The organism is Herminiimonas sp. GW821-FHT09C12 (genome assembly GCF_059416385.1).
Map to the genome: position 1 here is coordinate 1,991,260 of NZ_JBWKPC010000001.1, position 24,273 is coordinate 2,015,532.

Here is a 24,273-nt window from a genome sequence, read left to right on the forward strand (position 1 = left end):
GCCCGGAGTTCGCCGGGCAGTACTGTTTTTATTTATCGATCCAAAAGGGTTTTATGCTGAATACTACCAACGCAACACGTGGCATGGCCGTTGCGCCGCATTCATTGGCTGCACAGGCAGCTTTGTCGGTTCTGCAGGATGGCGGCAACGCCATTGAGGCAATGGTCGCCGCCGCGTCGACGATTGCTGTTGTTTATCCCCATATGAACGGCATTGGTGGTGACGGTTTCTGGGTGGTGTCGGAACCGGGCAAACCGGTCGTTGCGATTGAAGCTTGCGGCGTGGTCGGCGCAGGCGTCTCGCTTGATTACTATAAAGAGCGCAAGTTGGACACGATTCCGATGCGCGGCCCAGTCGCGGCTAACACGATGGCTGGTACCGTCGGTGGCTGGCAGGAAGCCCTGAACATCAGCGCCGGTTGGGGCGGTAAATTGGCATTGAACCGTTTGCTGGGCGATGCGATTCATTATGCGGAAAACGGTATTCCGGTAACGCCTTCACAATACGCGAGCACTTCGGCCAAACTCAAAGAATTGGTTAATCAGCCGGGCTTTGCAGATACCTTCCTGGTGGATGGCAAGGCGCCTGAAGCTGGTAGCCGCTTTGTGCAAAAACGCATGGGCAAGACTTTGCGTACGCTGGCAGAGCAGGGCCTGGATAGTTTTTATCGTGGTGAATTGGCGAAAGAAATTGCTGCAGATTTGGCTGAAGTCGGTTGCCCGATTACCTTGCAGGATTTGAACAACTATCACGCACGTACCGGTGTGCCTATGCATCTGAAGCATAGCCTCGGCGATGTCTACAACACTGCGCCGCCTACGCAAGGCGTGATTTCGCTCGCGATCATCGGCATTCTGGATCGCTTGAATATCGGCCAGTACAAGGAAGACAGTCTGGAGTACATCCACCTGGTAGTGGAAGCGACCAAGCAGGCTTTCGCAATCCGCGATCGTTACGTCATCGATCCGGCTTATATGGAGATCGATCCGCAAAGCATATTGACCGATGAATTCCTCGCACCTTATGTCGCCAAGATCCGTGTCGATAAAGCTTTGCCTTGGGGCCAGGGCAAAGGACCGGGCGACACAATCTGGATGGGCGTGATCGACGGTGAAGGGCGCGCGGTTTCCTTCATCCAAAGTATTTATCACGAATTCGGCAGTGGCGTGGTCTTGCCGCGTACAGGTATCAACTGGCAAAACCGCGGTTGCTCGTTCTCGCTGGACCCACAGCATTTGAATGTGCTGGTGCCAGGCAAGAAACCTTTCCATACGCTCAATCCTGCGCTCGCGCGTTTCAAGGATGGCCGCACCATGGTGTACGGCACGATGGGCGGCGACGGTCAGCCGCAAACACAGGCCGCAGTATTCACACGCTATGCCGTGTTTGGTCAACAGGTGCAACAGGCGATTACCGCACCGCGCTGGTTGCTGGGTCGCACCTGGGGCCAGAGTTCGGATTCGCTCAAACTGGAAAGTCGTTTTGCACCAGAGATCATCGACGGCTTGCGAGCGCTAGGCCATGAAGTCGATGTGATTGGTGAGTTTGACGAAATGGTCGGTCATGCTGCCGCCATCGTGCGTGATGCAGACGGTATCTTTGCTGGTGGTTTTGATCCGCGTAGTAACGGTATTGCTGCCGGCTTCTAAGTTTCTAAGCCGGATGTAAAAAAGCGCAGGCTGATTGCTCAGTCTGCGCTTTTTTTATGTGTACTTGCTTTACAAGCCGCCCATGAATTGCAGCGTCTTGCGCGTATATTCTTCCACGTAGTCGATCAAACGATCCGATGCATCGCGTGCACCGGCTTCATCGTTAGCAGCAATCGCACGGGCGATGCCTGCATGCAGTTGTGAAACGCGTGCGAGGTCGCCGAAGCGCTTGAAGTGCAAGTACCAGAAGCGTCGGGTTTGCGCCTCAATCGGGCCGATCGCATAAGAGACGTATTTGTTCTGTGCTGTCTCTATGCAGAGTGTGTTGAATTCTCTATCCGTCTCGATAAAGACATTACCGTCATTCTGTTGTGCGGCTCTATCGAATTCGCCAGCCAGTTTCAAGAAAATGTGGCGCTGATCTTCCATCGCTAAACGGGCAGCGCGACCGGCTATGATTTTTTCCAGCTCGCGTCGTACTTCAATCATGTTCAACTGATCGGCCAGATCAATGTCGGACACAATCACGCCTGAGCGCGGCAGAATTTTAACGTTGCCTTCAATTGCCAGGCGTTGCAAAGCTTCCCGCAGAGGTGTGCGGCCAAAGCCGAGAGAGCGATTCAATGCCTTCTCGGAGATCTTGCTGCCGGGCGGCAGCTTCAGTGTCACGATCATTTCTTCCAGGATGCGATAGGCCATCTGCGCCTGATTCTCTCCATTCCCTTCCATTTCCGACTGCAACGCTTTTACTTGTTCTTCTGTGATCATTGAATCAGCCTTTGCTTTGAAGTAGCAACAATATCGAAAGTGAGTAAGTGTTCTTTAAAATGCAATAGCTAGCAATTGTGGTTGCTACTATCGACTTAATTCTATCGGCGCGGTCTGCCAGCAAATGTATGGAAGCATTTTGCATGCCGGGTTGTTTAAATTATACGACTCTCTTTTGATCCACCCATCTTAATCCTATAGAAGCTTGCTGCGGCGGGATTGTGGCAGTGGCATAATCTTGCCCAGAAATTCTTGAATTGAAGAACATATTTTCCCCTGAGGAGTTCGTATGCAATTTGTTATTCCTGCAGTGCCGCCTGCAACTGTGCCAGTGGTGGGCACTGACGCGCTTTTTCCTGTTCATCGTATTTACTGTGTTGGTCGTAATTATGTCGATCATGCGATTGAAATGGGCGCGACGGGGAGGGAACCGCCATTCTTTTTCATGAAACCAGCCGACGCGGTTTTCCCGGTTCCTTACGGTACCGTTGGTCAATTGCCTTATCCGGCGATGACAGAAGATTACCAATACGAGTTGGAATTGGTCGTTGCCATTGGCAAGACAGGTGAAAACATCGCCGCAGCGGATGCGATGCAATATGTGTGGGGTTATGCAATCGGACTGGATATGACACGCCGCGATGTGCAGGCGGAGGCCAAGAGCCTGCGTCGTCCGTGGGATACGGGCAAAGCCTTTGAGCAATCTGCGCCGATCGGCCCTATCCATCCTGCGAGCGAGATTGGTGCAGTCGGTAATCGTGCCATCCAGTTGAATGTGAACGGTCAGACCAAGCAAACAAGTACAGTCGATAAGCTGATCTGGAATATCGAAGAAATGATCGCCTATCTGTCGCAGTATTTCGTACTGCAACCGGGTGACTTGATCATGACAGGTACGCCTGCTGGCGTAGCAGCCGTGAAAAAAGGTGATTTGATGGAAGGTTCTATCGAAGGACTGGGCGAATTACGCTTGAAAGTGGTGTAAGCAGACAGTCCCTGCAAGCATAAAAAAGAAGCCCGCTTCATCTACATGAGGCGGGCTTTTTGCTATGCGCAGCATTTAATGCAACATCAAGAATCAATAACGGTAAATCTGATTGTTTTCGACACGCACACGCACACCTGGTTGCAGATCACCTACATTGCCCATGCGGAAGGATTGATGACCGCCGTGATCAAGACGGATGTTGACTTGATAATATTGCTGCGGTGGCGTGCTGTTTCTTTCAATCTGATTACCGAGCAATGCACCACCGATCAAACCAGCCGCTGTCGCTACAGTGCGTCCACCGCCTCTACCGACTTGATTACCCAGTACGCCACCGATCACACCACCAGCAAGCGCGCCGCCACCGCTACCATCACTGGGTACCTGCACGACTTGTATCGATTCAACTACGCCAGTACCAGCGTAATACGCTTGTTGTTGAGGATAGTTTTGAGCCGGGTAATTATTGACCGGGTAATTGGATTGTTGCGGATAAACGGGATATTGACGAACGTTGTCGTTTGGATAGTAAGTGGTACAGCCGCTCAGCATTGCAGCGGCGAGAAGAGCAACGACAGTGACCGTTTGACTTGTTTTCATGATGACTCCAATGGGTAATTCTGGACTAAGTAACAATATTAGTCGGAAATCTGGTGGTACTCGGCGTAATGGGCCTGATTTTGCAAATCCCGATTGCTTTAGTAGACCTCATAACGGTGGGAAAGTGCTACGGAAACAATGTAAATGGATATGCTCTTTTGTAACAAAATGATGTAAAGCCTGCTGGCTGTAGACAGCCTTACTGCCGTTGGTCGCTTTGGCAAATCAAGGCCATGATCAGGCGCAACAAATTTTCCTTTGGCTGTTCCCAGTTATTTTCAATAGCGTAAATAGCTTTCTTTACCGGCACATATATATGCGCTGGCAATGCATAGGCCACGCAAAATCCCTTCAGCAAAATTCTCATAATCAAGCGCGTTTTTATTCGTTTGTCGCTTATTTGCTTTCTTATATTCTGATTGCACGAACTTATACATGCCGATGAATACCGGCTGTAAGCATCCAGACAAAAGGAAACAAAATGAGCGGGTCCCTTCAAAACGCAAGTGCAGCTTATGCGCACGATGCAGTACACCTTACTTCGGCATCTTCCAATGTGTTGTCTAAAGACGGCGTCACACCACAGGTGGCATGGCATCTCTTTTCAAGCGGACAAGCAGTGCTGGTCGATGTACGTTCGGCCGAAGAGCGCGCATTCGTTGGTTATGTCCCTGACAGTATTCACGTTGCGTGGGCCACTGGTACCAGCCTGACGCGCAATCCGCGCTTCGTACGCGAGTTGGAAGCCAAGACCGGCAAAGACAAAACGATATTGCTGCTGTGCCGTAGCGGCAAGCGTTCTGCGCTGGCAGCAGAGGCGGCGATCAAAGCGGGCTTCAGCAATGTGTTCAATGTGCTGGAAGGATTTGAAGGCGAGCTGAACGAGCATCAGCATCGCGGTCACACCGATGGCTGGCGTTATCACAAGCTGCCTTGGGTACAAGCCTGATTGCATAGACGAAAACGCTGATTGCAGAGGCTGTTGATGAGCAAGTTGTGTGTCTGTTTAGGTCTTGCTGTGCGTCAGTTGCGCGAAGCGCATGGCTGGTCGCAAGAGGCGCTGGCCGAAAAGGCGCAGCTTAATCGTTCCTATGTTGGTGAGGTCGAACGCGGCAAGACGATTCCTTCTCTGATTACGCTGGATAAATTGGCAGGTGCTTTGGGTTTGAAAATTTCTGATCTGTTGATGCATTGCGAACGGATCAGTGGTCAGCAAGCTGTCTACAAACTCAATTTGGCGTCTATAGCATGTTGAGCGATGACAGCTTCCCGTTGACACTCCGTACTGACTTTATTGTTTCCTCATTCTCTTAATCAACTACTGGAATTCTCATGGCAGATACTTCTTCGCAATTAGCCCTTGGCGACAACGCAGCACGCCAGTTAGCCAACGCAACTAAAACCGTTCCACAGTTATCGATCATTTCGCCACGCTGGTTGACGCATCTGTTGCAGTGGGTGCCAGTCGAAGCAGGTATCTATCGCGTCAATCAGGTCAAGAATCCGGAGTCTATCAAGGTCACCTGCACGTCGCGCGAAGAAGAGAATCAACTGCCGCGCACCTTCGTCGATTACGAAGAAAATCCACGTGAGCATTACCTCAATGCCGTCAGCACCATTCTTGACGTGCATACTCGTATTTCTGATCTGTATAGCAGCCCGCATGATCAGATCAAGGAACAACTGCGTCTGACGATAGAAACAATCAAAGAGAATCAGGAAAGCGAACTCATCAACAATCCCGATTACGGCCTGCTGGCGCAAGTGACGGACGAGCAGCGCATCTTCCCGCTGACTGGCGCACCAACACCAGACGACCTTGATGAACTGCTGACTAAAGTATGGAAAGAGCCGGCATTCTTCCTTGCGCATCCACTGACCATCGCTGCCTTCGGCCGTGAAGCCACACGTCGTGGTACGCCGCCACCGACAGTCAGCCTGTTTGGTTCGCAATTCATCACATGGCGTGGTGTGCCATTGATCCCGTCGGACAAAATTCCTGTAGCCGATGGCAAGAGCAAGATTATTTTGCTGCGCGTAGGCGACAAGCGCCAAGGCGTTGTTGGCTTGTTCCAACCTGGCTTGCCGGGTGAACAAAGTCCTGGTTTGTCGGTGCGCTTTATGGGCATCAATAATCAGGCTATTGCTTCGTATCTGATTTCCTTGTACTGCTCGCTCGCTGTATTGACGCCTGATGCGCTGGCTGTCCTGGACGATGTCGAGGTCAACAAATACCACGATTACCCGGACACCTACCGCTAAGCCGCGATCATGAGTAACTTTCCATCCACGCCCGTGGATATTCCACAATCGGGCGAGGCACCTATCGATCCGGCACTGCTCGCGCGTATGGCGACTGCGTTTTTTTCGGCATTGCCGAATGCAGCCAATAGCTCCTTGCCTGGCGTGCAAGGGCCGGTCAATATCGCACCGCCAGGTTCGCCTTTAGCCAGCCCGGCAGGTTTTGGCCCATCGATACCTGGTACGCCGATCCCGCAAGGGCAAGTGCCAGGCACGAATCTGCTGCCAGCTTCGCCGACGCAATTGCCTTCATTGGCGAATCGTGCGCCTGCCTTATTGCCGCATGCAACTGCACCTAATGGCGTGCCGGATACTGTCATCAGCACCTTGCCGGCTTACGAGCCGCGTCTGGGTGGTGCAGTACTTGGTGTGCCGCAAGCGCAAGCAGCAGGCGGACAACAAGCTGCCTCACATCCAGCTTCTCCATTACCGGCAGCATCTGGTGCAGGTGCGACTTCGCCGTATTATTTTTTACAGCATGGGCAACCATCGCTGACTGGGCGCGATGCAGGCAATGCGCCAGCGATAGGTAATATTCTGGATCAGCTTGCGGATCAACCTTTCGGCAATCCGGCTGGTAGTGATGTGCAGAACTTGCTGGCACCAACGAATGCATCTGCTACGCAAACAGCAAGGCAGGGTGCCGCACAGCCATCGACAGAGCCTAAGTATTACTTCGTCGATTCGGTCGTGTTGCCTAGCGGTTACGTTACGCCGGCCAAGCCGCATCCGCATGGCGCTACGATTCTGCAATCAGATCAAAGTCGTCATCCTGCATTCGACGTGCATGCAGTGCGACGCGATTTCCCGATACTGCAAAAGCGCGTCAACGGCAAGCAACTGGTCTGGTTCGATAACGCTGCGACCACGCACAAGCCGCAGTCGGTGATAGATCGCATCGCGTATTTCTATGAGCATGAGAACTCGAACATCCACCGCGCTGCACATGAGTTGGCCGCGCGTGCTACTGATGCTTATGAAGGTGCACGGCAACGCGTGAAGCACTTCATCAACGCGCCGGATGTGAATGAAGTCATCTTCGTACGTGGCACGACGGAAGCGATCAATCTCGTTGCGAAAAGCTGGGGTGGACAGCACGTCGGTGAGGGCGATGAGATCATTGTCAGCAACCTTGAACATCACGCCAACATCGTGCCGTGGCAGCAACTCGCTGCAGCCAAAGGTGCCAAGTTGCGCGTGATTCCAGTTGATGACTCCGGTCAGGTCTTGCTCGATGAATACAAGAAGCTGCTCAACGATCGCACCAAAATCGTCGCCGTCACGCAAGTGTCGAACGCGCTCGGTACAGTCGTGCCAGTGAAGGAGATTGTTGAACTGGCGCATCGTGCAGGAGCCAAGGCATTGGTTGATGGCGCACAATCGATTTCGCATATGCGTGTTGACGTACAGGACATCGGCGCAGACTTCTTCGTCTTCTCCGGCCACAAAGTATTCGGCCCGACCGGTATCGGCGTGGTCTGGGGCAAGCGCGAAATACTCGAAGACATGCCGCCATGGCAAGGAGGCGGCAATATGATCGCCGATGTGACTTTCGAGAAAACCGTATTTCAGCCAATTCCGAACAAGTTCGAAGCTGGTACTGGCAACATCGCCGATGCAGTTGGTTTGGGTGCAGCCATCGATTACGTCAACAAGATCGGCATCGAAAACATCGCGCGTTATGAGCACGAGTTGCTGGTCTACGGTATGCAGAAGTTGGGTGCGATTCCAGGTGTGCGCTTGATTGGCACTGCGGATAACAAGGCCAGCGTCATGTCTTTTGTGCTGCAAGGGTATACGACAGAAGAAGTCGGCAAAGCACTTAATGAAGAAGGTATCGCAGTACGTACTGGTCATCATTGTGCACAACCGATTTTACGTCGCTTTGGCGTAGAGACAACGGTCCGTCCATCATTGGCGTTTTACAACACGTACGATGAAATTGATCGTTTGATACAAGTGGTGATGCAACTGGCTGGACAGCGTCGGTTTTCATCGAGATAGAAATGTGTTGAACAGTGATCATTCAACGTCTTTCAATTACATGGGGATTTTGAATGATTGCCATAAAGAGGTAATAAAACCTTTTTAAGATGAGCATAGAGTTACCACTCTCCACTATTGGTTTGGGTAAATCTACACGAAGCCTGCGTCCTAACGGACGTGGGCTTTTTTATAAAAGTGAGATTTTTTACTCACTCACATTCAGATCGCATAAAGTCGTGGTCGTTATGTCACCAAATTTAGTATTGAAAATAACACACGTTAGTGGAGTGAACTAATGTTCCGCTACATATAAAAATCTATAGAATTTCTACTGATTAAAGTCGATCTTTGAATACAGTCATTTAATAAAAATGTGATCTGGTGCTAAATCGGCTTGATGGCGTTCGTACATGGCTTGATAAGCTTTTTCAATATGTTTCGTAAATAGACTGGTATCAAACAATGCGGTGGCTGAATAATTTTGAGCTAATTTTTCTTTAAGAGCATTCATTTTATTTTGATCTGTGGCGAGCTCAATGGCCAATGCCTCATACTCTTCTTGCGTGCACGCGATTAACTCTGGCAGGTCAATAGCATTTAGTAAACTGCCTGCAACACGACTAGCAAATGATTCTCCCATTAGCGTCAATACAGGTAATCCTGATTTCAGCGCATCCAATGCTGTGGTGTGGGCGTTATATGGTCTAGTGTCTAAAAATAAGTCAGCAAGTTTATGTCTTGCCAAATGAATGCGAGGGTCTGCTACTTTTTCGGCGAAGATTATTCGATCAAATTCAATGCCTTTTTTTGAGGCTTCATTTCTTAAATTGTTTCTGAAAAAAACATTATTTTCCGATAGCCACAAGACGCTATTCTCTACTTTTTCTAAAATGCGCATCCAGCTTTGAAAGGTGTCAGGGGTAATTTTATAGCTGTTGTTAAAGCAGCAAAAAATGAAACCTGTGTCTGGCAGATTGAATTCGGATTTTTCTAAATGAGTTTGGGCTGCGACTCGTTTTGAATCATCAACCATATAGGTGTTAGGAAGATAGGCAATTTTTTCTGAATAATATTGCTGACTACTCATTGGAATAATTGTTTTATCTGCGATGAGGTAGTCAATATATTCGGCGCCAAGTGATCCCGGGTAACCTAAATAATTTACCTGTATGGGAGCAGCGCGATAAGAGAATATGCCTGTTCGAGCATCTTTTGTATGGCCGCCTAAATCAATGGCGATATCAATTTGAAGTTCTCTTGCTAGTTTGGCGATTTCTAGGTCGGAGAGACTTTGTACATCAATGAACTGATCAAATGCTTTGCCAAGGCGCGCTTTCATCGGATCATTGTCATGAGCGTTTTTGAGCGAAAAAGCAAAGACTTCAAAAGAATTTCGATCATGTAGTTCGAATAGCTCAGCTGTTAAATATGAAACAGGATGGCTTTTAAAATCAGCCGAAAAATATGCAATGCGAATTTTCTTGTTTTGATACTTCGATATTTGTGGCAACGAAGAATTGCTTGGATATTTATTATCAGACCAAGTTCTAGCAGCTAATAAGTGCAGATTAAGTGAGTCTATTACCGATAACACATAAAATGGAACGGTTACTTTCTGGCGATCATTTATTCTATTGGAGAGTTCAACCATTCCATTTTTGAAATTACTCCAATCGCTGATAAGCATTCTCACATGAATTAGATCTCCCAATAAAAAATCTAAATCCGGTTCGAGTTGATAAGCTTGATTGTAGTGTGCAAGAGCTTCGTCATATCGTACGAGTGCAAATAATGTATGACCCTTACTTGACCATGCTTCTAGATAAGTAGGCTTCAGCTGAATGGCTTGGTCATAATGAGCCAGGGCTTCGTTGTAGCGTCTCAGCTCATGAAGGGCGACGCCTTTGTTATGCCAAGCTCCGGCATCTAGGTTGTTCAAGAAAATTGCCTGATCGTAGCAGGCAAGAGCTTCATCATATTGCGCAAGTGCACATAATGTATTGGCCTTATTTGACCATGCTTCTAGATAGGTAGGTTTTAGCTGAATGGCTTGGTCATATTGAATTAGGGCTTCCTCGTAGCGTTTCAGCTCATGGAGGGTGACGCCTTTGTTATACCAAGCCCCGGCATCAAATTTGTTCAAGAAAATTGCTTGGTCGTGATGGATAATCGCTTCTTCATAGCGCTCGAGCGCGTGTAATGTATTCCCCTTATTTGACCATGCTTCTAGATACGTAGGCTGCAGTTGAAGAGCATGGTCATATTGAACCAAGGCCTCTTCATAGCGTTTGAGTTCGTTAAGTATTGCTCCTTTATTCAGCCACCCTTCGACGTTCTGCGGATCTATATTAATTGCTTTGTTTTGATATAAAAGTGCATCCTCATATCTGTCGGATGCCTTTAATGAATTTCCCAAATTAGTCAGTGCTTCAAAAGAATTCGGTTTAATTGCTAGTGCTTTATTCAGAAATTCAATTGACTCAGAATATTTTTGAATATGAAAATAGGCCAACCCTAAGTCATGAGTAACTTCAAAAAAATCACCTGTTTTTTTAATAGCTTTGTTAAAGCACCCAATGGCGTCATGAAATTGAGTATTCCTGAGGTGTGAAGTGCCAAGATAATAGAGGGCTTCCGGGGAGCAGTCGGGCTGTTGACATGCTTTGTGGAGTAATTGATGTGCTAATTCAACATTTCCTGCATTGCCGGCTATGTACGCCGCTAATTCATTAGCTTTGGAATCTGCTGGGTTTGAATTAAGGATTTGATTTAAAAAATTTTGAGCAAATGGATAATTTCCGCTTCTGAAGTAATGCTCAGCCAGTTTGATTAATTGTGCGTTATTTTGTGAGTTCATAATTAACAGCTATTTTTTACTGACGGTGTAATTTATCTATTGCCAATAATTGGCGCAGCGGAAGTCAAGACCTCAAAGGAGGTTCTTCTGTTAGGAATGCATCCTTATTCAGGCGCTGTGAATTGTACTTTTATAACAAGTACTTCACAAATTGTCAGGATAGGAAGATGGAATCAGGTTGCTGATAAGAGGTGAGCAAACGCGCGATCTGCTTGTTTATTCAGTGAAGTGATATGGATTCTCTGCTTGAAACAGCAGCTAAATTAGAGGCTAATGGTCCCGCCGACGAGAATCGAACTCATATCTAGCGCTTAGGAGGCACTCGTTCTATCCATTGAACTACGGCGAGACGCTTGAAAGCAGGCAACACTTTGCCACTTCCGCCCGGGATTATAGCTGACGATATGGCAAAGAATAGCGGGAAAGGCGCCGCTATCGGTACAATGCGGACTTCATTCTTTTAATTGGTCGTCCGCAATCGCGCACGAACCTACCACCTTCAGGTATTTATGGCAGTCATCTCCCTCTCGAACGCGCAGCTCGCGTTCGGCCACGTCCCGTTGCTCGATAAAGCGGAATTCTCTCTGGAAGCCGCCGAGCGCGTCGGTCTGATCGGCCGTAATGGCACCGGCAAATCGTCTTTACTGAAAATCATCGCCGGCACATCCAAGCTGGATGATGGTTTGTTTGTCATGCAACAAGGCATCAAGATCGCGTACGTAGAGCAGGAGCCGCATTTTTCGCAGGAAATGTCTGTGTACGACGCAGTGGCGTCCGGCATGGGTGATATGCAGGCGCTGTTGACCGAATACGATGCGCTGACGGGGCAGTTCGGCGGCGATGACGATGAGGCATTGATGGAGCGCATGCACGACATCCAGGTCAAATTGGATGCGGCCGATGCGTGGAATCTGAATCACAAGGTTGAAGCGACGCTCGATCGTTTGAATCTGGTCAAGGATTCGCTGATGGGCACCTTGTCTGGCGGTATGCAGAAGCGCGTTGCGCTGGCGCGCGCACTGGTGAGTGCGCCTGATGTGCTGCTGCTCGATGAGCCGACCAACCATTTGGATTTCACGTCGATTCTGTGGCTCGAAGGTTTGTTGCGCGATTACAAAGGCAGCGTGCTGTTCATCACCCATGATCGTAGCTTCTTGGATAACGTCGCGACGCGCATCATCGAACTCGATCGCGGTCGCTTGCTGTCGTTCCCGGGTAACTTCAGCGCCTATCAAATACGCAAGGCTGAACAACTGGAAATCGAAGAAGTCGAGAACGCCAAGTTCGATAAATTCCTCGCACAGGAAGAAGTCTGGATCCGCAAAGGCGTGCAAGCGCGTCGTACCCGTGATGAAGGGCGTGTGCGCCGTCTGGAAGCACTGCGTCTGTCGCGTAGCGCGCGTCGCGAGCAACAAGGTCAGGTCAAGCTGGATGTATCGTCTGGCGATCGTTCCGGCAAGATCGTGGCTGAGCTGGAAAATATCAACAAGGTTTATGGCGACAAAGTGATCGTCAAGGATTTCACCGCAACGATTCTGCGTGGCGATAAAGTTGGCTTGATCGGTTTGAATGGCGCGGGTAAAACCACGCTGCTGAAAATGATACTGGGTCAGGAAGAGCCGGATTCGGGCACCGTCAAGCAAGGTACCAAATTGCAGATCGCGTACTTCGATCAGATGCGCGCGCAGCTTGATGAAAACGCCAGTCTGGCCGATACCATCGCGCCGGGAAGCGACTGGGTCGAGATCAATGGTCAGCGCAAGCACGTGATGACGTATTTGAACGACTTCCTGTTCGCACCGGAACGTGCGCGCTCGCCGGTCAAATCATTGTCGGGTGGTGAACGTAATCGTTTGTTGCTGGCGCGTTTGTTTGCCAAACCAGCCAACGTGCTGGTACTGGATGAACCGACCAACGATCTGGATATCGACACGCTGGAGCTGCTGGAAGAATTGCTGGAAGATTACGAAGGCACTGTGTTTCTGGTTAGCCATGATCGCACCTTCCTCGACAACGTCGTTACGCAAGTGATCGTTGCAGAAGGCAATGGCTTGTGGCGCGAATATATTGGTGGTTATACCGATTGGGAGCGTGTGCGTCCTGCTGCGATTCCAGCTGGTTCGCCTAAAGGTACTGGCAAAGTTGAGACTAAAACCGAAGCTGTATCGTCGCAAGCCGCGCCGGCTGCCAAACAAAAAAAGCTGAGCTATAAAGAGCAGCGCGAGATCGATGCTCTGCCGGCCCTGATTGCGCAACTCGAGGAAGAGCAAAAAGCGATTACGGAGAAACTGGCCGATCCCGCCATCTATACCAAGCAGGCAGATGAAGCAAAACGATTGAATCAGCGTTTTGCGGAAATTGATGGCTTGTTGCTGGAAGCGTTGGAAAAGTGGGAAGCGATAGAAGCACGCGGCTAAGCGCAAGTCGTTTCATAAACGGAGATCGTTGTTGTTCGCACGTGGGAATAACAACGATCAACGCAAGTTAGTTCAAGCGCCCGATTGCATCGCGCAACTTCGGCAGATGCGCACGTAATTCCGTAGTATCCATCGCATACGGCCTATGTTTGATGTAAGCCTCTAAATCCTGCAACGCAGCTTGCGGGCATTCCAGATTCATATACGCAATACCGCGATCGCGTCGTTCGGCGATTTCATGCGGCAATAAAATCAATAGCCTTTCCTGCACTTCCAGCAAACGCTGCCAGTGTTCCTGCTGCATGAATAGTGTTTTCAGATTGCGCAGCATGCGTACCAGGATATCGCGCGGGCTGGCGGCATCGAGATAAGCCGTGAGTTGAAAATCATCAGGGAAGTCTTGCTCCATGATGTAAGGCTCGACGCGCTCTTCCAATTCTTCACGCGACAGGCTGGCACCGTTGAATGGGTCCAGCACGACCTGACCGGACTGCACCGACAGTTTCATCAGAAAATGTCCTGGAAATGAAATCCCTTGCACGTCCAGATCGATTTGTTGCGCCAGTTCCATGTACAGCACGGCGAGCGAAATCGGGATGCCGCGCCGCGTACTGATCACGTGGTGCATATAGCTGTTTTCTGGATTGTAGTAATCGTTGACGTTACCGCTGAAGCCGAGCTCATTATAGAAATAATGATTCAACATCCGCAGTTTCTGCATGGTAGATGCGTCATCGGGAAGGCGCTGCTTTAATCTGGCTGCGAGCGTATCGACTTCCGCTTGCGATGCTGCCAGATCAAGAGTTGGCTCGGCATCCTGTGCGATTGCCAATGCAGCTTCAAACAATGGGATGCTATCGTCCTGCTGCACCAGCGTAGAAAAGTATTCGAGAGATTGGATCGTCATAAGCCTCCATCATAACGATGATGCAGTGAATGTGCAGACCTTCGTTCCAGCTCTTGCAATCAGCGTGCGATACGTTTGAAATCCCGGAAGCGGAATCCCATGGCTAATAATGCGCCAAAATAGCTGGCGCCGCACGCCGCCATGACAATTAATAATGCACCGATCCGGTGAAATGGCGTCGCTCGCAATTCAACCCAGTCGAAATGTCCAGCAACCCATAAGGCGATGCCACCCATTAAAAAGAGTGCGCCGGTCAGGCGGATCAAGAACATGCGCCAGCCGGGAAGGGCGGTGTAGATGCCGCGACGTTTCAAGCCCCAATATAAGAAGGCTGCATTCAGGCAGGCACCCAAGCCTATGGAAAGCGCCAGACCAGCGTGTGCAATCCATGGCACGAAGATCAGGTTCATCAACTGTGTTGCGATCAAGACGCCAATCGCGATTTTGACCGGGGTTTTGATGTTCTGTTGCGCGTAGAAGCCTGGCGCCAGAATTTTCACAAGGATTAGACCGATCAGTCCGACGCCATAGGCAACCAAGGCGCGCGATGTCATATCTACCGAGAGCGCATTGAATTTACCGTAATGAAACAGCGTTGCCGTTAAAGGTTCGGAGATCGTGGCAAGGCCGACGGCGCAGGGAAGTGCGAGCAGAAAAGTCAGGCGCAAGCCCCAATCGAGTAGCGAAGAATATTCTTCGGTGTTGCCTTCAAAATTGGCTTTGGACAAACTGGGCAGCAGGATGGTCCCGAGTGCCACACCCAGCAAGGCGGTCGGGAATTCCATCAGTCGATCAGCATACGACAGCCACGATACGCTGCCGCTTTCCAGGCGAGATGCGATATTGGTATTGATCATCAAGCTGATCTGCGCAGCAGACACGGCGAATACTGCCGGTCCCATTTTGCTCAAGACTTTGCGTACGCCGGCATCGCCCAGACTGGCGAAAGGATTCTTTGAAAAGCGTGGCAGCATGCCAATTTTCAGCAAAGCCGGGATCTGGATCGCCATCTGCAAGACGCCACCGATCACAACCGCAATCGCCATCGCATAAATCGGCTGATCCAGATGCGGTGCAAGGAACAGTGTTGCGACGATAAATGAGAGATTTAATAAAACGGGCGTAAAGGCTGGAATTTTGAATTCGCGCCAGGTATTCAGGATGCCGCCGCTGAGTGCCACGAACGACATGAAGCCGATGTAAGGGAACATTACACGCGTCATCCAGACCGAAGCGTCGAATATTTCAGACTTGGCTTTGAGGCCGGTCGCGATCAGGTAAACGATAAATGGCGATGCAATCACGCCGATCAGGCAAGTCAGCAACATCGTCCACATCAGGACGGTTGCTACATGGTCAACCAGACTTTTGGTCGCTTCTTCGCCTTTTTGGCTCTTGTATTCCGCTAAAATCGGGACGAATGCTTGCGAAAATGCGCCTTCGGCGAATAGTCGACGTAGCAGATTGGGGATGCGAAATGCGATATTGAACGCATCGGTATAGGCGGATGCGCCAAATGCACGGGCAAACAGGATCTCGCGGACCAGTCCTGTTACACGAGAAACCATCGTCATACCGGAGACCGCCGCAAGCGTTTTGTGCAAGTTCATGGGGCGGAATTATAGCTGTTCAATACAAAACGATGGGTGCATACGAGGTCCGTTGCTAGAGATAGCGGTTAGTGCTTACTTCCGTGGGATAATTCAATCCAGCCGCATATTTATTTAATATGTTGCCGTATATCATGCGCCGGAGAATGGTGTTATTAAACATGCATTTAATGGCGAAATCCGGTTTGTTGCAATAATCTTGCAAGTACAGCAGCATCTATTTGCCTGATTGAGAAAATACGGCTATAATCTGCAGCTTCACAGAATTCTGTCTCACTAATATGCGTGTTTGCGAATGCGCGTCGACCCTGTTTTAGGAAATAATATTCATGGCAAATACCGCACAAGCACGCAAACGCGCTCGTCAAGCAGTTAAGCAAAACGCTCACAATTCCAGCCAGCGTTCCACGCTGCGTACAGCTGTTAAAGCTGTTCGTAAGGCAATTGAAGCGGGCGACAAAGCTGCTGCAGCGCAAGTTTTCCTGGCTTCCGTGTCGACGATCGATCGTATCGCTGACAAGAAAATCATCCACAAAAACAAAGCAGCACGTCATAAAAGCCGCCTCGCAGCAGCTTTGAAAGCGCTGGCTTAATAGTTTTTGTCGCTGCGTTTCTGGCGCGGCACTGAGCAAGACATTAAAAACCCCGCACGATTTTGGTCGTGTGGGGTTTTTGTTTGCGTGCGGCATTAAAGAAATGCCGTATTGAAACCATGCTTACTGGGTCTTCGGCAGTCCATCGATAGTGCTGCCTGGCTTGAGATTCTTTTGCTTGAACCAGCCTTCATTCATTTCCAGCGCGTAAGGCACTGGTCTTTTCGAGCAGTGTGATTCCAGGCTTTGCGGCTTCATATCTTCGATATTCACGATCTTGCCGTCGGCATCAATAAAGGCGACAGAGAGTGGAATCAAAGTATTCTTCATCCACATACAAACGCCGGCCGGTGCGCCAAAAAGAAAAACCATGCCTTCGTTTGGTCCCATGCTTTTGCGGAACATCAGGCCTTGCTGACGCTCAGCTTCATTGGCGACAACCTCTGCCTTGATGACATTCATCCCTGCGGTTAATGGGATGACAGGGAATTTTTTGTCTTGCGCGTATGCAGAGCTGGCGGCCAAGGTAGATGCCAATGCAATAGCCATGGTGCAAGTGCTAAAGAATTTATTCATGTGCTTATTCGGGTAGGTGGGGTGAGGGCAGGATGAGTGTAATTGAAAACAATAGCGTGCGTTTCTTCTCATTTGGTGCTGTGATTGACTCGTAATAAGTCTTCTAGTTCGTCAGTCCTAGTTCTGCGACCGAAATTTCACGCCATTCGCCCGGCCACAAAGGATGGGTTTGTAGCGAAATCGCCCCAATGGCGATGCGTACCAGTCGCAAAGTGGGATGACCAACAGCTCCCGTCATGCGGCGCACCTGTCGATTTTTCCCTTCCGCCAACGTAATTGCGAGCCAACTGGTGGGTGCATTGGCGCGTTCGCGTATCGGTGGGTTGCGTGGCCACAACCAATCTGGTTCTGCTACGCGTTTGACTTCGCATTCCTGTGTGGTGAAGTCGCCCAGATCAAGCGGTACGCGTAATCGCGCCAGCGTTTGAGCGTCAGGAATGCCCTCTACCTGAACCAGATAGGTTTTTGTGTGCTTGCGATCCGGATGGCTGATGGCATGTTGTAGCTTGCCGTCATCGGTGAGCAGCAATAAACCTTCGCTATCGGCATCCAGTCGGCCGGCAGGGTAGATATTCGGTATGTCTATGTGGTCGGCCAGAGATTTGCGCGTGGGATGCGGCGAAAATTGGCACATCGTTTGGAAAGGCTTGTTAAACAGAATCAGGGGCATGGTTAAAGCGTGCGATGTAATGGTTGCCGACTGTGAGTGCTGAAATGGGATAGTAAAGAGATTTTGCCGAATACGATATCAAAACTCGTTGATAAAGCGATTGCCGAGAGGAAAATGAATGATGGCTTTTCTCGTTTGATGGAAGATTCGACTTAAGCGATCGTTTTTGGTTTTTGAAGACGATGATTGCGAATTGAGAATAGCAACGTTGAATGACATGCCAGTGATCATCCTTTATCGAACTGCTTCATAGTTGTGTCAGGAGAGGCTGAATTTTTGTATTTGGCCCTAGATGGTTTCAGTCTAGGCATAAAAAAACCCCGCCGAAGCGGGGTTTTTCGCAAGGACCTTAAGAATTAAGGAGCTTGAATGTTGGAAGCTTGCTTGCCTTTAGGGCCTTGCGTGACTTCGAACTGTACTTTCTGACCTTCTTTGAGGGTCTTGAAGCCGTTCATCTGGATTGCGGAAAAGTGTGCAAACAAATCTTCACCGCCGTCATCCGGAGTGATAAAGCCGAAGCCCTTAGAATCGTTGAACCATTTGACGGTACCTGTTGCCATAAAAAGCGTCTTTCTAATATAGACTTAATCACACGAGCCGCAAAAGAAAGAAGCCTCGCTTAACGTTGCCCCTCCTAAAACCTGCTCACTTCGTATTGACAAGCCATTGTTGTCAAGCATGTCAATAAGATTCATTCTTTACGCAATAAATATAAAAGTCAAGATGTTTTGGTAGCGTTGTTGCAAGTTTATTTTGTGAGGGAAATAAGAGGGAAGCTCTTGATTTCCTGTATTTGATCGTCATCTGCGTCTTCAAGAGAAAACGCGTAAGATTAAATTAATTTGTATCTCTGTTCTTCTGGGCATTGTGCACACGGTTGAACGTATTAGAATAAGACTTATGGCAATTAAGCATGATGATGGTACGGTCCTTATGCGGCAAGAGCAAAAACTCAAGCCGCCGTCTATGTATCAGGTGTTGTTACTGAATGACGATTACACGCCAATGGAGTTTGTCGTGATGGTTCTTCAGGAATACTTTAGTAAAGATCGTGAGACAGCGACGCAAATCATGCTCATGGTTCACCGCGACGGAAAAGGTATTTGTGGCGTGTATCCGAAGGATATTGCGTCTACGAAAGTTGAGCTGGTTTTGAACCACGCCCGGAAAGCAGGGCATCCCCTGCAGTGCGTGATGGAGGAAGTATGATTGCGCAGGAATTAGAAGTCAGTTTGCACATGGCGTTTGTCGAAGCAAGGCAGGCGCGTCATGAGTTCATCACTGTTGAGCACCTGCTCTTGGCGCTGCTGGATAATCCTTCGGCGGCCGAGGTTTTGCGTGCTTGCGCAGTCAATATCGAGGACCTGCGGAAAACGTTGACCAATTTTATTGGTGACAACACGCCTACGGTACCTGGTGCCGCTGAAGTCGATACTCAACCTACACTCGGTTTTCAACGTGTGATCCAACGCGCGATCATGCATGTTCAGTCTGCTTCCAACGGTAAGAAGGAAGTCACAGGCGCGAACGTGCTCGTCGCCATCTTTGGTGAAAAAGATTCGCACGCTGTCTATTACCTGCATCAGCAAGGTGTGACGCGTCTGGATGTTGTGAACTTCATTTCGCACGGTGTGCGCAAGGATCAGCAAACTGATGCGCAAAAAGCGCCTGAAGGTGCAGAAGATGCGCCATCAGCTGATGGCCAGCAAAAAGAAAGCGCGCTGGATCAATTCACGCAGAATTTGAACAAACTCGCGACCGAAGGCAAGATCGATCCGTTGATCGGCCGCGAAGGCGAAGTCGAGCGTGTTATTCAAACGCTGTGTCGTCGTCGCAAAAACAATCCATTACTGGTTGGTGAGGCCGGCGTGGGTAAAACCGCGATTGCGGAAGGTCTCGCATGGCGCATTACGCAAGGCGATGTGCCTGAAGTTCTGCAAAATGCCGTGGTCTATTCGCTGGATATGGGCGCTTTGCTGGCCGGTACTAAATATCGCGGTGACTTCGAACAACGCTTGAAAGCGGTGCTGAAGCAACTAAAAGATAATCCAAACGGCATTCTGTTCATCGACGAAATCCACACCATCATTGGTGCGGGTTCGGCTTCGGGCGGCACTTTGGATGCGTCCAATTTGCTGAAACCGGCATTGTCGAATGGCCAGTTGAAATGTATTGGTGCCACCACCTTTACCGAATTCCGCGGTGTCTTTGAAAAAGACCATGCGCTGTCACGTCGCTTCCAAAAGATCGATGTGAACGAGCCTACCGTTGAGCAAACCATACAGATTCTGCGTGGCTTGAAATCGCGCTTTGAAGAACATCATGGCGTGAAATACTCGGCATCGGCGTTGACTTCAGCAGCTGAGTTGGCTGCGCGCTTTATCAATGATCGTCATTTGCCGGACAAGGCAATCGACGTGATCGATGAAGCGGGAGCTGCACAACGTATCCTGCCGAAATCGAAGCAGAAGAAAACAATTGGTAAAGCTGAGATCGAAGACATCATTTCGAAGATCGCACGTATTCCGCCACAAACGGTCAATCAAGATGATCGTTCCAAGTTGCAGACGATAGACCGCGATTTGAAAAATGTCGTGTTCGGGCAGGATCCTGCACTGGAAGCGCTCGGCTCGGCGATCAAGGTGGCACGTGCCGGCTTGGGGAAAACAGATAAACCTATCGGTTCCTTCCTGTTTTCAGGGCCGACGGGTGTTGGTAAAACCGAAGCCGCGAAGCAGCTCGCATTCATCATGGGTATCGATCTGATTCGTTTCGATATGTCCGAATACATGGAACGTCATGCTGTGAGCCGTTTGATCGGTGCGCCTCCAGGCTACGTTGGTTTCGATCAAGGTGGTCTGCTGACTGAAGCGATTACCAAGAAACCGCATGCAGTGCTGTTGCTGGATGAAATCGAAAAAGCGCATCCGGATATTTTCAATATCCTGTTGCAAGTGATGGATCACGGTACGTTGACGGATAACAATGGTCGCAAGGCTGATTTCCGTAATGTGATCATCATCATGACGACGAATGCCGGTGCAGAGAGCTTGCAGAAACGTACGATCGGCTTTACCGAGAAGAAAGAAGCCGGCGACGAGATGGCTGATATCAAGCGTATGTTTACGCCTGAGTTCCGCAATCGTCTGGATGCAATTATCAGTTTCCGTGCCTTGGATGAAGAAATCATCCTGCGCGTGGTGGATAAATTCTTGATGCAATTGGAAGAGCAATTGCACGAGAAGAAAGTGGAAGCGATCTTTACAGATAAGCTGCGTACTTTCCTCGCGAAGAAAGGATTTGATCCATTGATGGGTGCACGTCCTATGTCGCGTCTGATTCAGGACATGATACGCAAGGCGCTGGCAGACGAATTGCTGTTTGGTCGTCTGGTAAGCGGCGGCAAGGTCACAGTTGATCTGGATGAAAAAGATCAGATTAAATTGGACTTTAGCGAAGGGGATACTGCACCTCCAGCGGCAGCGCAGGAAACGATCGAAGTCGAATAAGAGAAACTGCTTAGTCGATACAATCAAAAAAGCCCGAACCATGTATGTGGTTCGGGCTTTTTAATTTCCACGATGTGAATGCTTGTTGCCTAGGTCAGATTAATACAGCGTGACTTGTTGCAATCCAGGCAGATTATGCTGAGCGTAGTGCCGCAGCACATTCTTTCACTAATACTGGTCCGCGATAAATTAAGCCGGTATAGAGCTGTACCAACGATGCGCCCGCATCAATTTTCGCTTGCGCATCTTCGCCAGACAAAATCCCACCAACGCCGATGATGGGCAAGGTGTCGCCGAGTTCTTTTTTCAATGCGCGTATCACGATGTTGGAGGATTCAAAAACGGGCGCGCCTGACAGGCCGCCTGTTTCTTCTGCATGTTTCATATCTTTGACTGCATCGCGACTGATGGTGGTGTTGGTAGCGATCACGCCATCCATTTTGTGACGCAACAAGGCTTGAGCAATGGTCTGGATTTGTTCTTGTTCCATATCTGGTGCAATTTTCAATGCAATCGGAACGTAGCGTTTGTGTTGATCGGACAGTCGCTGTTGCGCTTCTTTGAGTTGCGATAGCAGGGCGTCGAGTTCGGATGCGCCTTGCAATTGACGCAGATTCTTGGTGTTAGGCGACGAGATGTTGACGGTGACGTAGCTGGCGTATGGATACACTTTTTCCAGACAGATCAGATAGTCATCTACTGCACGTTCGATAGGCGTGTCGGCATTCTTGCCGATGTTCAAGCCGAGTATGCCTTCTTTATTTTGATAGAACTTCGACGCTTGCACATTGGAGACGAATGCATCAACACCGCCATTGTTGAAGCCCATGCGGTTGATGATGGCATTTGCTTTCGGCAGACGAAACATGCGCGGCATCGGATTGCCTGGTTGTGCTCGCGGTGTCACGGTGCCAACCTCGATAGAGCCGAAGCCTAGTGTTGCCAAGCCATCGATATAAGCGCCATCTTTATCCAGACCGGCAGCAAGACCAACCGGATTCGGGAAGGTAATGCCCATGACTGTACGTGGATCGTGCGCTGGTTTGACGATAGAAGAAGTCAGTCCCATTGCCGCTGCACGACGTAGTGCTGGAAGTGTCAGGTTATGTGCAGCTTCCGGATCAATGGCGAATAAAAAAGGGCGCGCAAGCGCGTAGAGAAGTTTGTCGGACACGGTAGGGATCAGGTTGGTAGATCAAAAGACGGCCAAACCGGCCATAAAAATAATGGTCGGCTGGTTTTCATGTCCGGTATTTTAACGTGAGGAAGGTGGATCGACGAAAGGAAGTGCTGTCCATTCGCCCTGTTGCAAGGCTTCCAGCGGTTGAAAATTTGTTTTGTACGACATCTTGGGGCTTTCCTTGATCCAGTAGCCTAGGTAGATGTATGGCATATCCAGCAATTTTGCTTGCTTGATTTGCCACAAAATATTGTAGGTGCCGTAAGACGCATTTGCTGGCTCAGGATCATAGAAGGTGTAGACCGAAGACAAGCCATCGTCGAGTACATCAATGATGCTGACCATGCGCAAGGTGCCATCGTCCTCGCGGAATTCCACCAGGCGTGTATTGACCTTGCTTTGCAAAAGGAACTGCGCGTACTGCTCACGACTGTCCTGGTCCATGCCGCCGCCGGCGTGGCGTGCAGTTTGGTAACGCAAATAGAGTTCGTAATGTTCCGCTAGATAAACCAGCTTGGTAACGGAAGTATGCAAGTCCCTGTGCTTGGCTTCCGCACGGCGTTGACTGCGATTCGGCACGAATTCGTCGACTTTGATGCGCACCGGCGTACATGCCTGGCAGCCATCGCAATAAGGACGATAGGTAAAAATCCCGCTACGACGAAATCCGCTCTTGACCAGTTCGGAATAAACGTCGGCATTGATTAAATGGGAAGGAGTGGCAACTTGTGAACGTGCCTGGCGACCATCCAGATAGCTGCAAGGATAGGGTGCAGTTGCGTAAAACTGCAGCGTGGAAAACGGTAGCTCTTTAGGGTGCGTCATGATTGCTTGCTTAATTGAGTTCCGAGTTCGCGAATTCGGCGACTAAATCCATATCAGGCAACTGCTGTAACAAGAATACATTCTCAAGCGACAGGAAACAATGCTTTTGGCACCCAATCCTTGATCTGAGGTCCACTAACCGCCTGTCGCAATCTGGATATAAATTCAGATCTCGAAATTGGTGCAGCACCAAGTGATGCCAAATGCGACGTCTCTTGCTGGCAGTCTATCATTGAAACTCCGTGGCTTCTGAGGAAATGCACGAGGTATGTCAGCGCAATTTTGGATGCATCGGGCACGCGAGCAAACATCGATTCGCCATAGAACATGTGGCCTATACATACGCCGTATGCGCCGCCTACCAGTTCACCATCCAGCCATAGTTCAGATGAATGTGCATAGCCTTGTTGGTGCAAGCCTGCATAGCCAGCGATGATTTCATCAGATATCCATGTGCCGCTTTCGCCATGACGTGGTGCAGCGCAGGCGCGCATGACATCTTCAAACGCATGATCGAAGCGAATTTGCCAGCGTCCATCCGAGTACATGCTGTGATGAATTTTCTTTAAATTCTTTTTCAGGCTAGCGGAGATTTTGAAGTTGTCGACGAATAGCACCATGCGCGGGTCGGTACTCCACCACAGAATAGGCTGGCCTTCCGAGAACCACGGAAAAATGCCATTGCGATAAGCCTGTAGCAAACGTTCAGTTGATAGATCGGCACCGGCGGCCAATAAGCCTGCGGCTCCATCGGCTTCTGTGAGCGCGCTGGAAACATGGGGGAAGGGATCATCTGCTTCTAACCACGGAATCATGGTTTATCCCTGTTTTGGCTCG

The 24,273-nt window shown here is 49.6% G+C and carries 22 protein-coding genes and 1 tRNA gene; 10 read left to right on the forward strand and 13 right to left on the reverse strand.

Translation table 11 applies throughout. The annotated features are described in order from the left end of the window. Positions 1–53: 53 nt before the first annotated feature. Positions 54–1,649, forward strand: coding sequence for a gamma-glutamyltransferase family protein (locus AC07N2_RS09375; RefSeq protein WP_494777989.1), 1,596 nt, complete (start codon positions 54–56; stop codon positions 1,647–1,649). Between the two features lie 69 nt (positions 1,650–1,718). On the opposite strand, the gene AC07N2_RS09380 is transcribed toward AC07N2_RS09375, so the two are convergent. Further along, on the reverse strand, positions 1,719–2,417 hold the full coding sequence (locus AC07N2_RS09380; RefSeq protein ID WP_494777990.1) for a GntR family transcriptional regulator: 699 nt from the start codon (positions 2,415–2,417) through the stop codon (positions 1,719–1,721). 289 nt (positions 2,418–2,706) lie between these two features. On the opposite strand from AC07N2_RS09380, the gene AC07N2_RS09385 reads away from it, so the two are divergent. Further along, positions 2,707–3,402: a fumarylacetoacetate hydrolase family protein gene (locus tag AC07N2_RS09385; RefSeq protein WP_494777991.1), complete on the forward strand. Its 696-nt coding sequence runs from the start codon at positions 2,707–2,709 to the stop codon at positions 3,400–3,402. A 93-nt stretch (positions 3,403–3,495) separates the two neighbouring features. On the opposite strand, the gene AC07N2_RS09390 is transcribed toward AC07N2_RS09385, so the two are convergent. Continuing rightward, positions 3,496–4,005, reverse strand: coding sequence for an outer membrane lipoprotein (locus tag AC07N2_RS09390; RefSeq protein ID WP_494777992.1), 510 nt, complete (start codon positions 4,003–4,005; stop codon positions 3,496–3,498). A 199-nt stretch (positions 4,006–4,204) separates the two neighbouring features. Then, positions 4,205–4,345: a hypothetical protein gene (locus tag AC07N2_RS09395; protein ID WP_494777993.1), complete on the reverse strand. Its 141-nt coding sequence runs from the start codon at positions 4,343–4,345 to the stop codon at positions 4,205–4,207. 141 nt (positions 4,346–4,486) lie between these two features. On the opposite strand from AC07N2_RS09395, the gene AC07N2_RS09400 reads away from it, so the two are divergent. The 4 genes from AC07N2_RS09400 to AC07N2_RS09415 all read left to right on the forward strand — a co-directional run bounded on the left by AC07N2_RS09400 (position 4,487) and on the right by AC07N2_RS09415 (position 8,310). After that, on the forward strand, positions 4,487–4,954 hold the full coding sequence (locus AC07N2_RS09400) for a rhodanese-like domain-containing protein (RefSeq protein ID WP_494777994.1): 468 nt from the start codon (positions 4,487–4,489) through the stop codon (positions 4,952–4,954). Between the two features lie 36 nt (positions 4,955–4,990). Next, entirely contained in the window at positions 4,991–5,260 is a 270-nt protein-coding gene (locus AC07N2_RS09405; RefSeq protein ID WP_494777995.1) for a helix-turn-helix domain-containing protein, read from the forward strand. Between the two features lie 77 nt (positions 5,261–5,337). After that, positions 5,338–6,267, forward strand: coding sequence for a family 2A encapsulin nanocompartment shell protein (locus AC07N2_RS09410; RefSeq protein WP_494777996.1), 930 nt, complete (start codon positions 5,338–5,340; stop codon positions 6,265–6,267). A gap of 9 nt (positions 6,268–6,276) precedes the next feature. After that, positions 6,277–8,310, forward strand: a complete 2,034-nt coding sequence (locus tag AC07N2_RS09415; RefSeq protein WP_494777997.1) for a family 2A encapsulin nanocompartment cargo protein cysteine desulfurase — start codon at positions 6,277–6,279, stop codon at positions 8,308–8,310. Between the two features lie 340 nt (positions 8,311–8,650). Here AC07N2_RS09415 and AC07N2_RS09420 read toward each other — a convergent pair whose 3' ends face one another. Together AC07N2_RS09420 and AC07N2_RS09425 are read right to left on the reverse strand one after the other, a co-directional pair. Beyond that, positions 8,651–11,149 (reverse strand): tetratricopeptide repeat protein, encoded by a 2,499-nt coding sequence (locus AC07N2_RS09420; RefSeq protein ID WP_494777998.1) that lies wholly within the window; start codon positions 11,147–11,149, stop codon positions 8,651–8,653. A gap of 274 nt (positions 11,150–11,423) precedes the next feature. Continuing rightward, positions 11,424–11,498 (reverse strand) — tRNA-Arg (locus AC07N2_RS09425). Between the two features lie 160 nt (positions 11,499–11,658). On the opposite strand from AC07N2_RS09425, the gene AC07N2_RS09430 reads away from it, so the two are divergent. Further along, positions 11,659–13,566 (forward strand): ATP-binding cassette domain-containing protein, encoded by a 1,908-nt coding sequence (locus AC07N2_RS09430; RefSeq protein ID WP_494777999.1) that lies wholly within the window; start codon positions 11,659–11,661, stop codon positions 13,564–13,566. Positions 13,567–13,633: 67 nt separating this feature from the next. On the opposite strand, the gene AC07N2_RS09435 is transcribed toward AC07N2_RS09430, so the two are convergent. Continuing rightward, positions 13,634–14,473, reverse strand: a complete 840-nt coding sequence (locus AC07N2_RS09435) for a SirB1 family protein (RefSeq protein WP_494778000.1) — start codon at positions 14,471–14,473, stop codon at positions 13,634–13,636. Between the two features lie 59 nt (positions 14,474–14,532). Then, the gene (murJ, locus tag AC07N2_RS09440) at positions 14,533–16,083 is read right to left on the reverse strand and encodes a murein biosynthesis integral membrane protein MurJ (RefSeq protein WP_494778001.1); all 1,551 of its coding nucleotides are present in this window, start codon (positions 16,081–16,083) and stop codon (positions 14,533–14,535) included. A gap of 329 nt (positions 16,084–16,412) precedes the next feature. On the opposite strand from murJ, the gene rpsT reads away from it, so the two are divergent. Continuing rightward, positions 16,413–16,676: a 30S ribosomal protein S20 gene (gene rpsT, locus AC07N2_RS09445; protein WP_012080371.1), complete on the forward strand. Its 264-nt coding sequence runs from the start codon at positions 16,413–16,415 to the stop codon at positions 16,674–16,676. Between the two features lie 123 nt (positions 16,677–16,799). Here the strand turns inward: rpsT and AC07N2_RS09450 are convergent, their stop codons facing one another. From AC07N2_RS09450 to cspE, 3 genes are all read right to left on the reverse strand, one after another. Beyond that, entirely contained in the window at positions 16,800–17,252 is a 453-nt protein-coding gene (locus AC07N2_RS09450) for a DUF192 domain-containing protein (protein WP_494778002.1), read from the reverse strand. A gap of 103 nt (positions 17,253–17,355) precedes the next feature. Further along, the gene (locus AC07N2_RS09455; protein WP_494778003.1) at positions 17,356–17,922 is read right to left on the reverse strand and encodes a pseudouridine synthase; all 567 of its coding nucleotides are present in this window, start codon (positions 17,920–17,922) and stop codon (positions 17,356–17,358) included. 356 nt (positions 17,923–18,278) lie between these two features. Next, positions 18,279–18,482 carry a transcription antiterminator/RNA stability regulator CspE gene (gene cspE, locus AC07N2_RS09460; protein WP_009665919.1) on the reverse strand — a complete coding sequence of 68 codons (204 nt, stop codon included), beginning with the start codon at positions 18,480–18,482 and terminating at the stop codon, positions 18,279–18,281. A gap of 340 nt (positions 18,483–18,822) precedes the next feature. Here cspE and clpS point away from each other — a divergent pair, with 340 nt between their 5' ends. Next, positions 18,823–19,131 (forward strand): ATP-dependent Clp protease adapter ClpS, encoded by a 309-nt coding sequence (gene clpS, locus AC07N2_RS09465; RefSeq protein ID WP_076593694.1) that lies wholly within the window; start codon positions 18,823–18,825, stop codon positions 19,129–19,131. Then, positions 19,128–21,431 carry an ATP-dependent Clp protease ATP-binding subunit ClpA gene (gene clpA / locus AC07N2_RS09470; RefSeq protein ID WP_494778004.1) on the forward strand — a complete coding sequence of 768 codons (2,304 nt, stop codon included), beginning with the start codon at positions 19,128–19,130 and terminating at the stop codon, positions 21,429–21,431. Before clpS ends, clpA begins: the two co-directional genes overlap by 4 nt. 133 nt (positions 21,432–21,564) lie before the next feature. On the opposite strand, the gene AC07N2_RS09475 is transcribed toward clpA, so the two are convergent. From AC07N2_RS09475 to aat, 3 genes are all read right to left on the reverse strand, one after another. Next, entirely contained in the window at positions 21,565–22,605 is a 1,041-nt protein-coding gene (locus AC07N2_RS09475; RefSeq protein WP_494778005.1) for a quinone-dependent dihydroorotate dehydrogenase, read from the reverse strand. An 81-nt stretch (positions 22,606–22,686) separates the two neighbouring features. Beyond that, the gene (locus AC07N2_RS09480) at positions 22,687–23,436 is read right to left on the reverse strand and encodes an arginyltransferase (RefSeq protein WP_494778006.1); all 750 of its coding nucleotides are present in this window, start codon (positions 23,434–23,436) and stop codon (positions 22,687–22,689) included. Positions 23,437–23,519: 83 nt separating this feature from the next. After that, positions 23,520–24,251, reverse strand: a complete 732-nt coding sequence (gene aat, locus AC07N2_RS09485) for a leucyl/phenylalanyl-tRNA--protein transferase (protein ID WP_494778007.1) — start codon at positions 24,249–24,251, stop codon at positions 23,520–23,522. Positions 24,252–24,273: the final 22 nt, after the last annotated feature.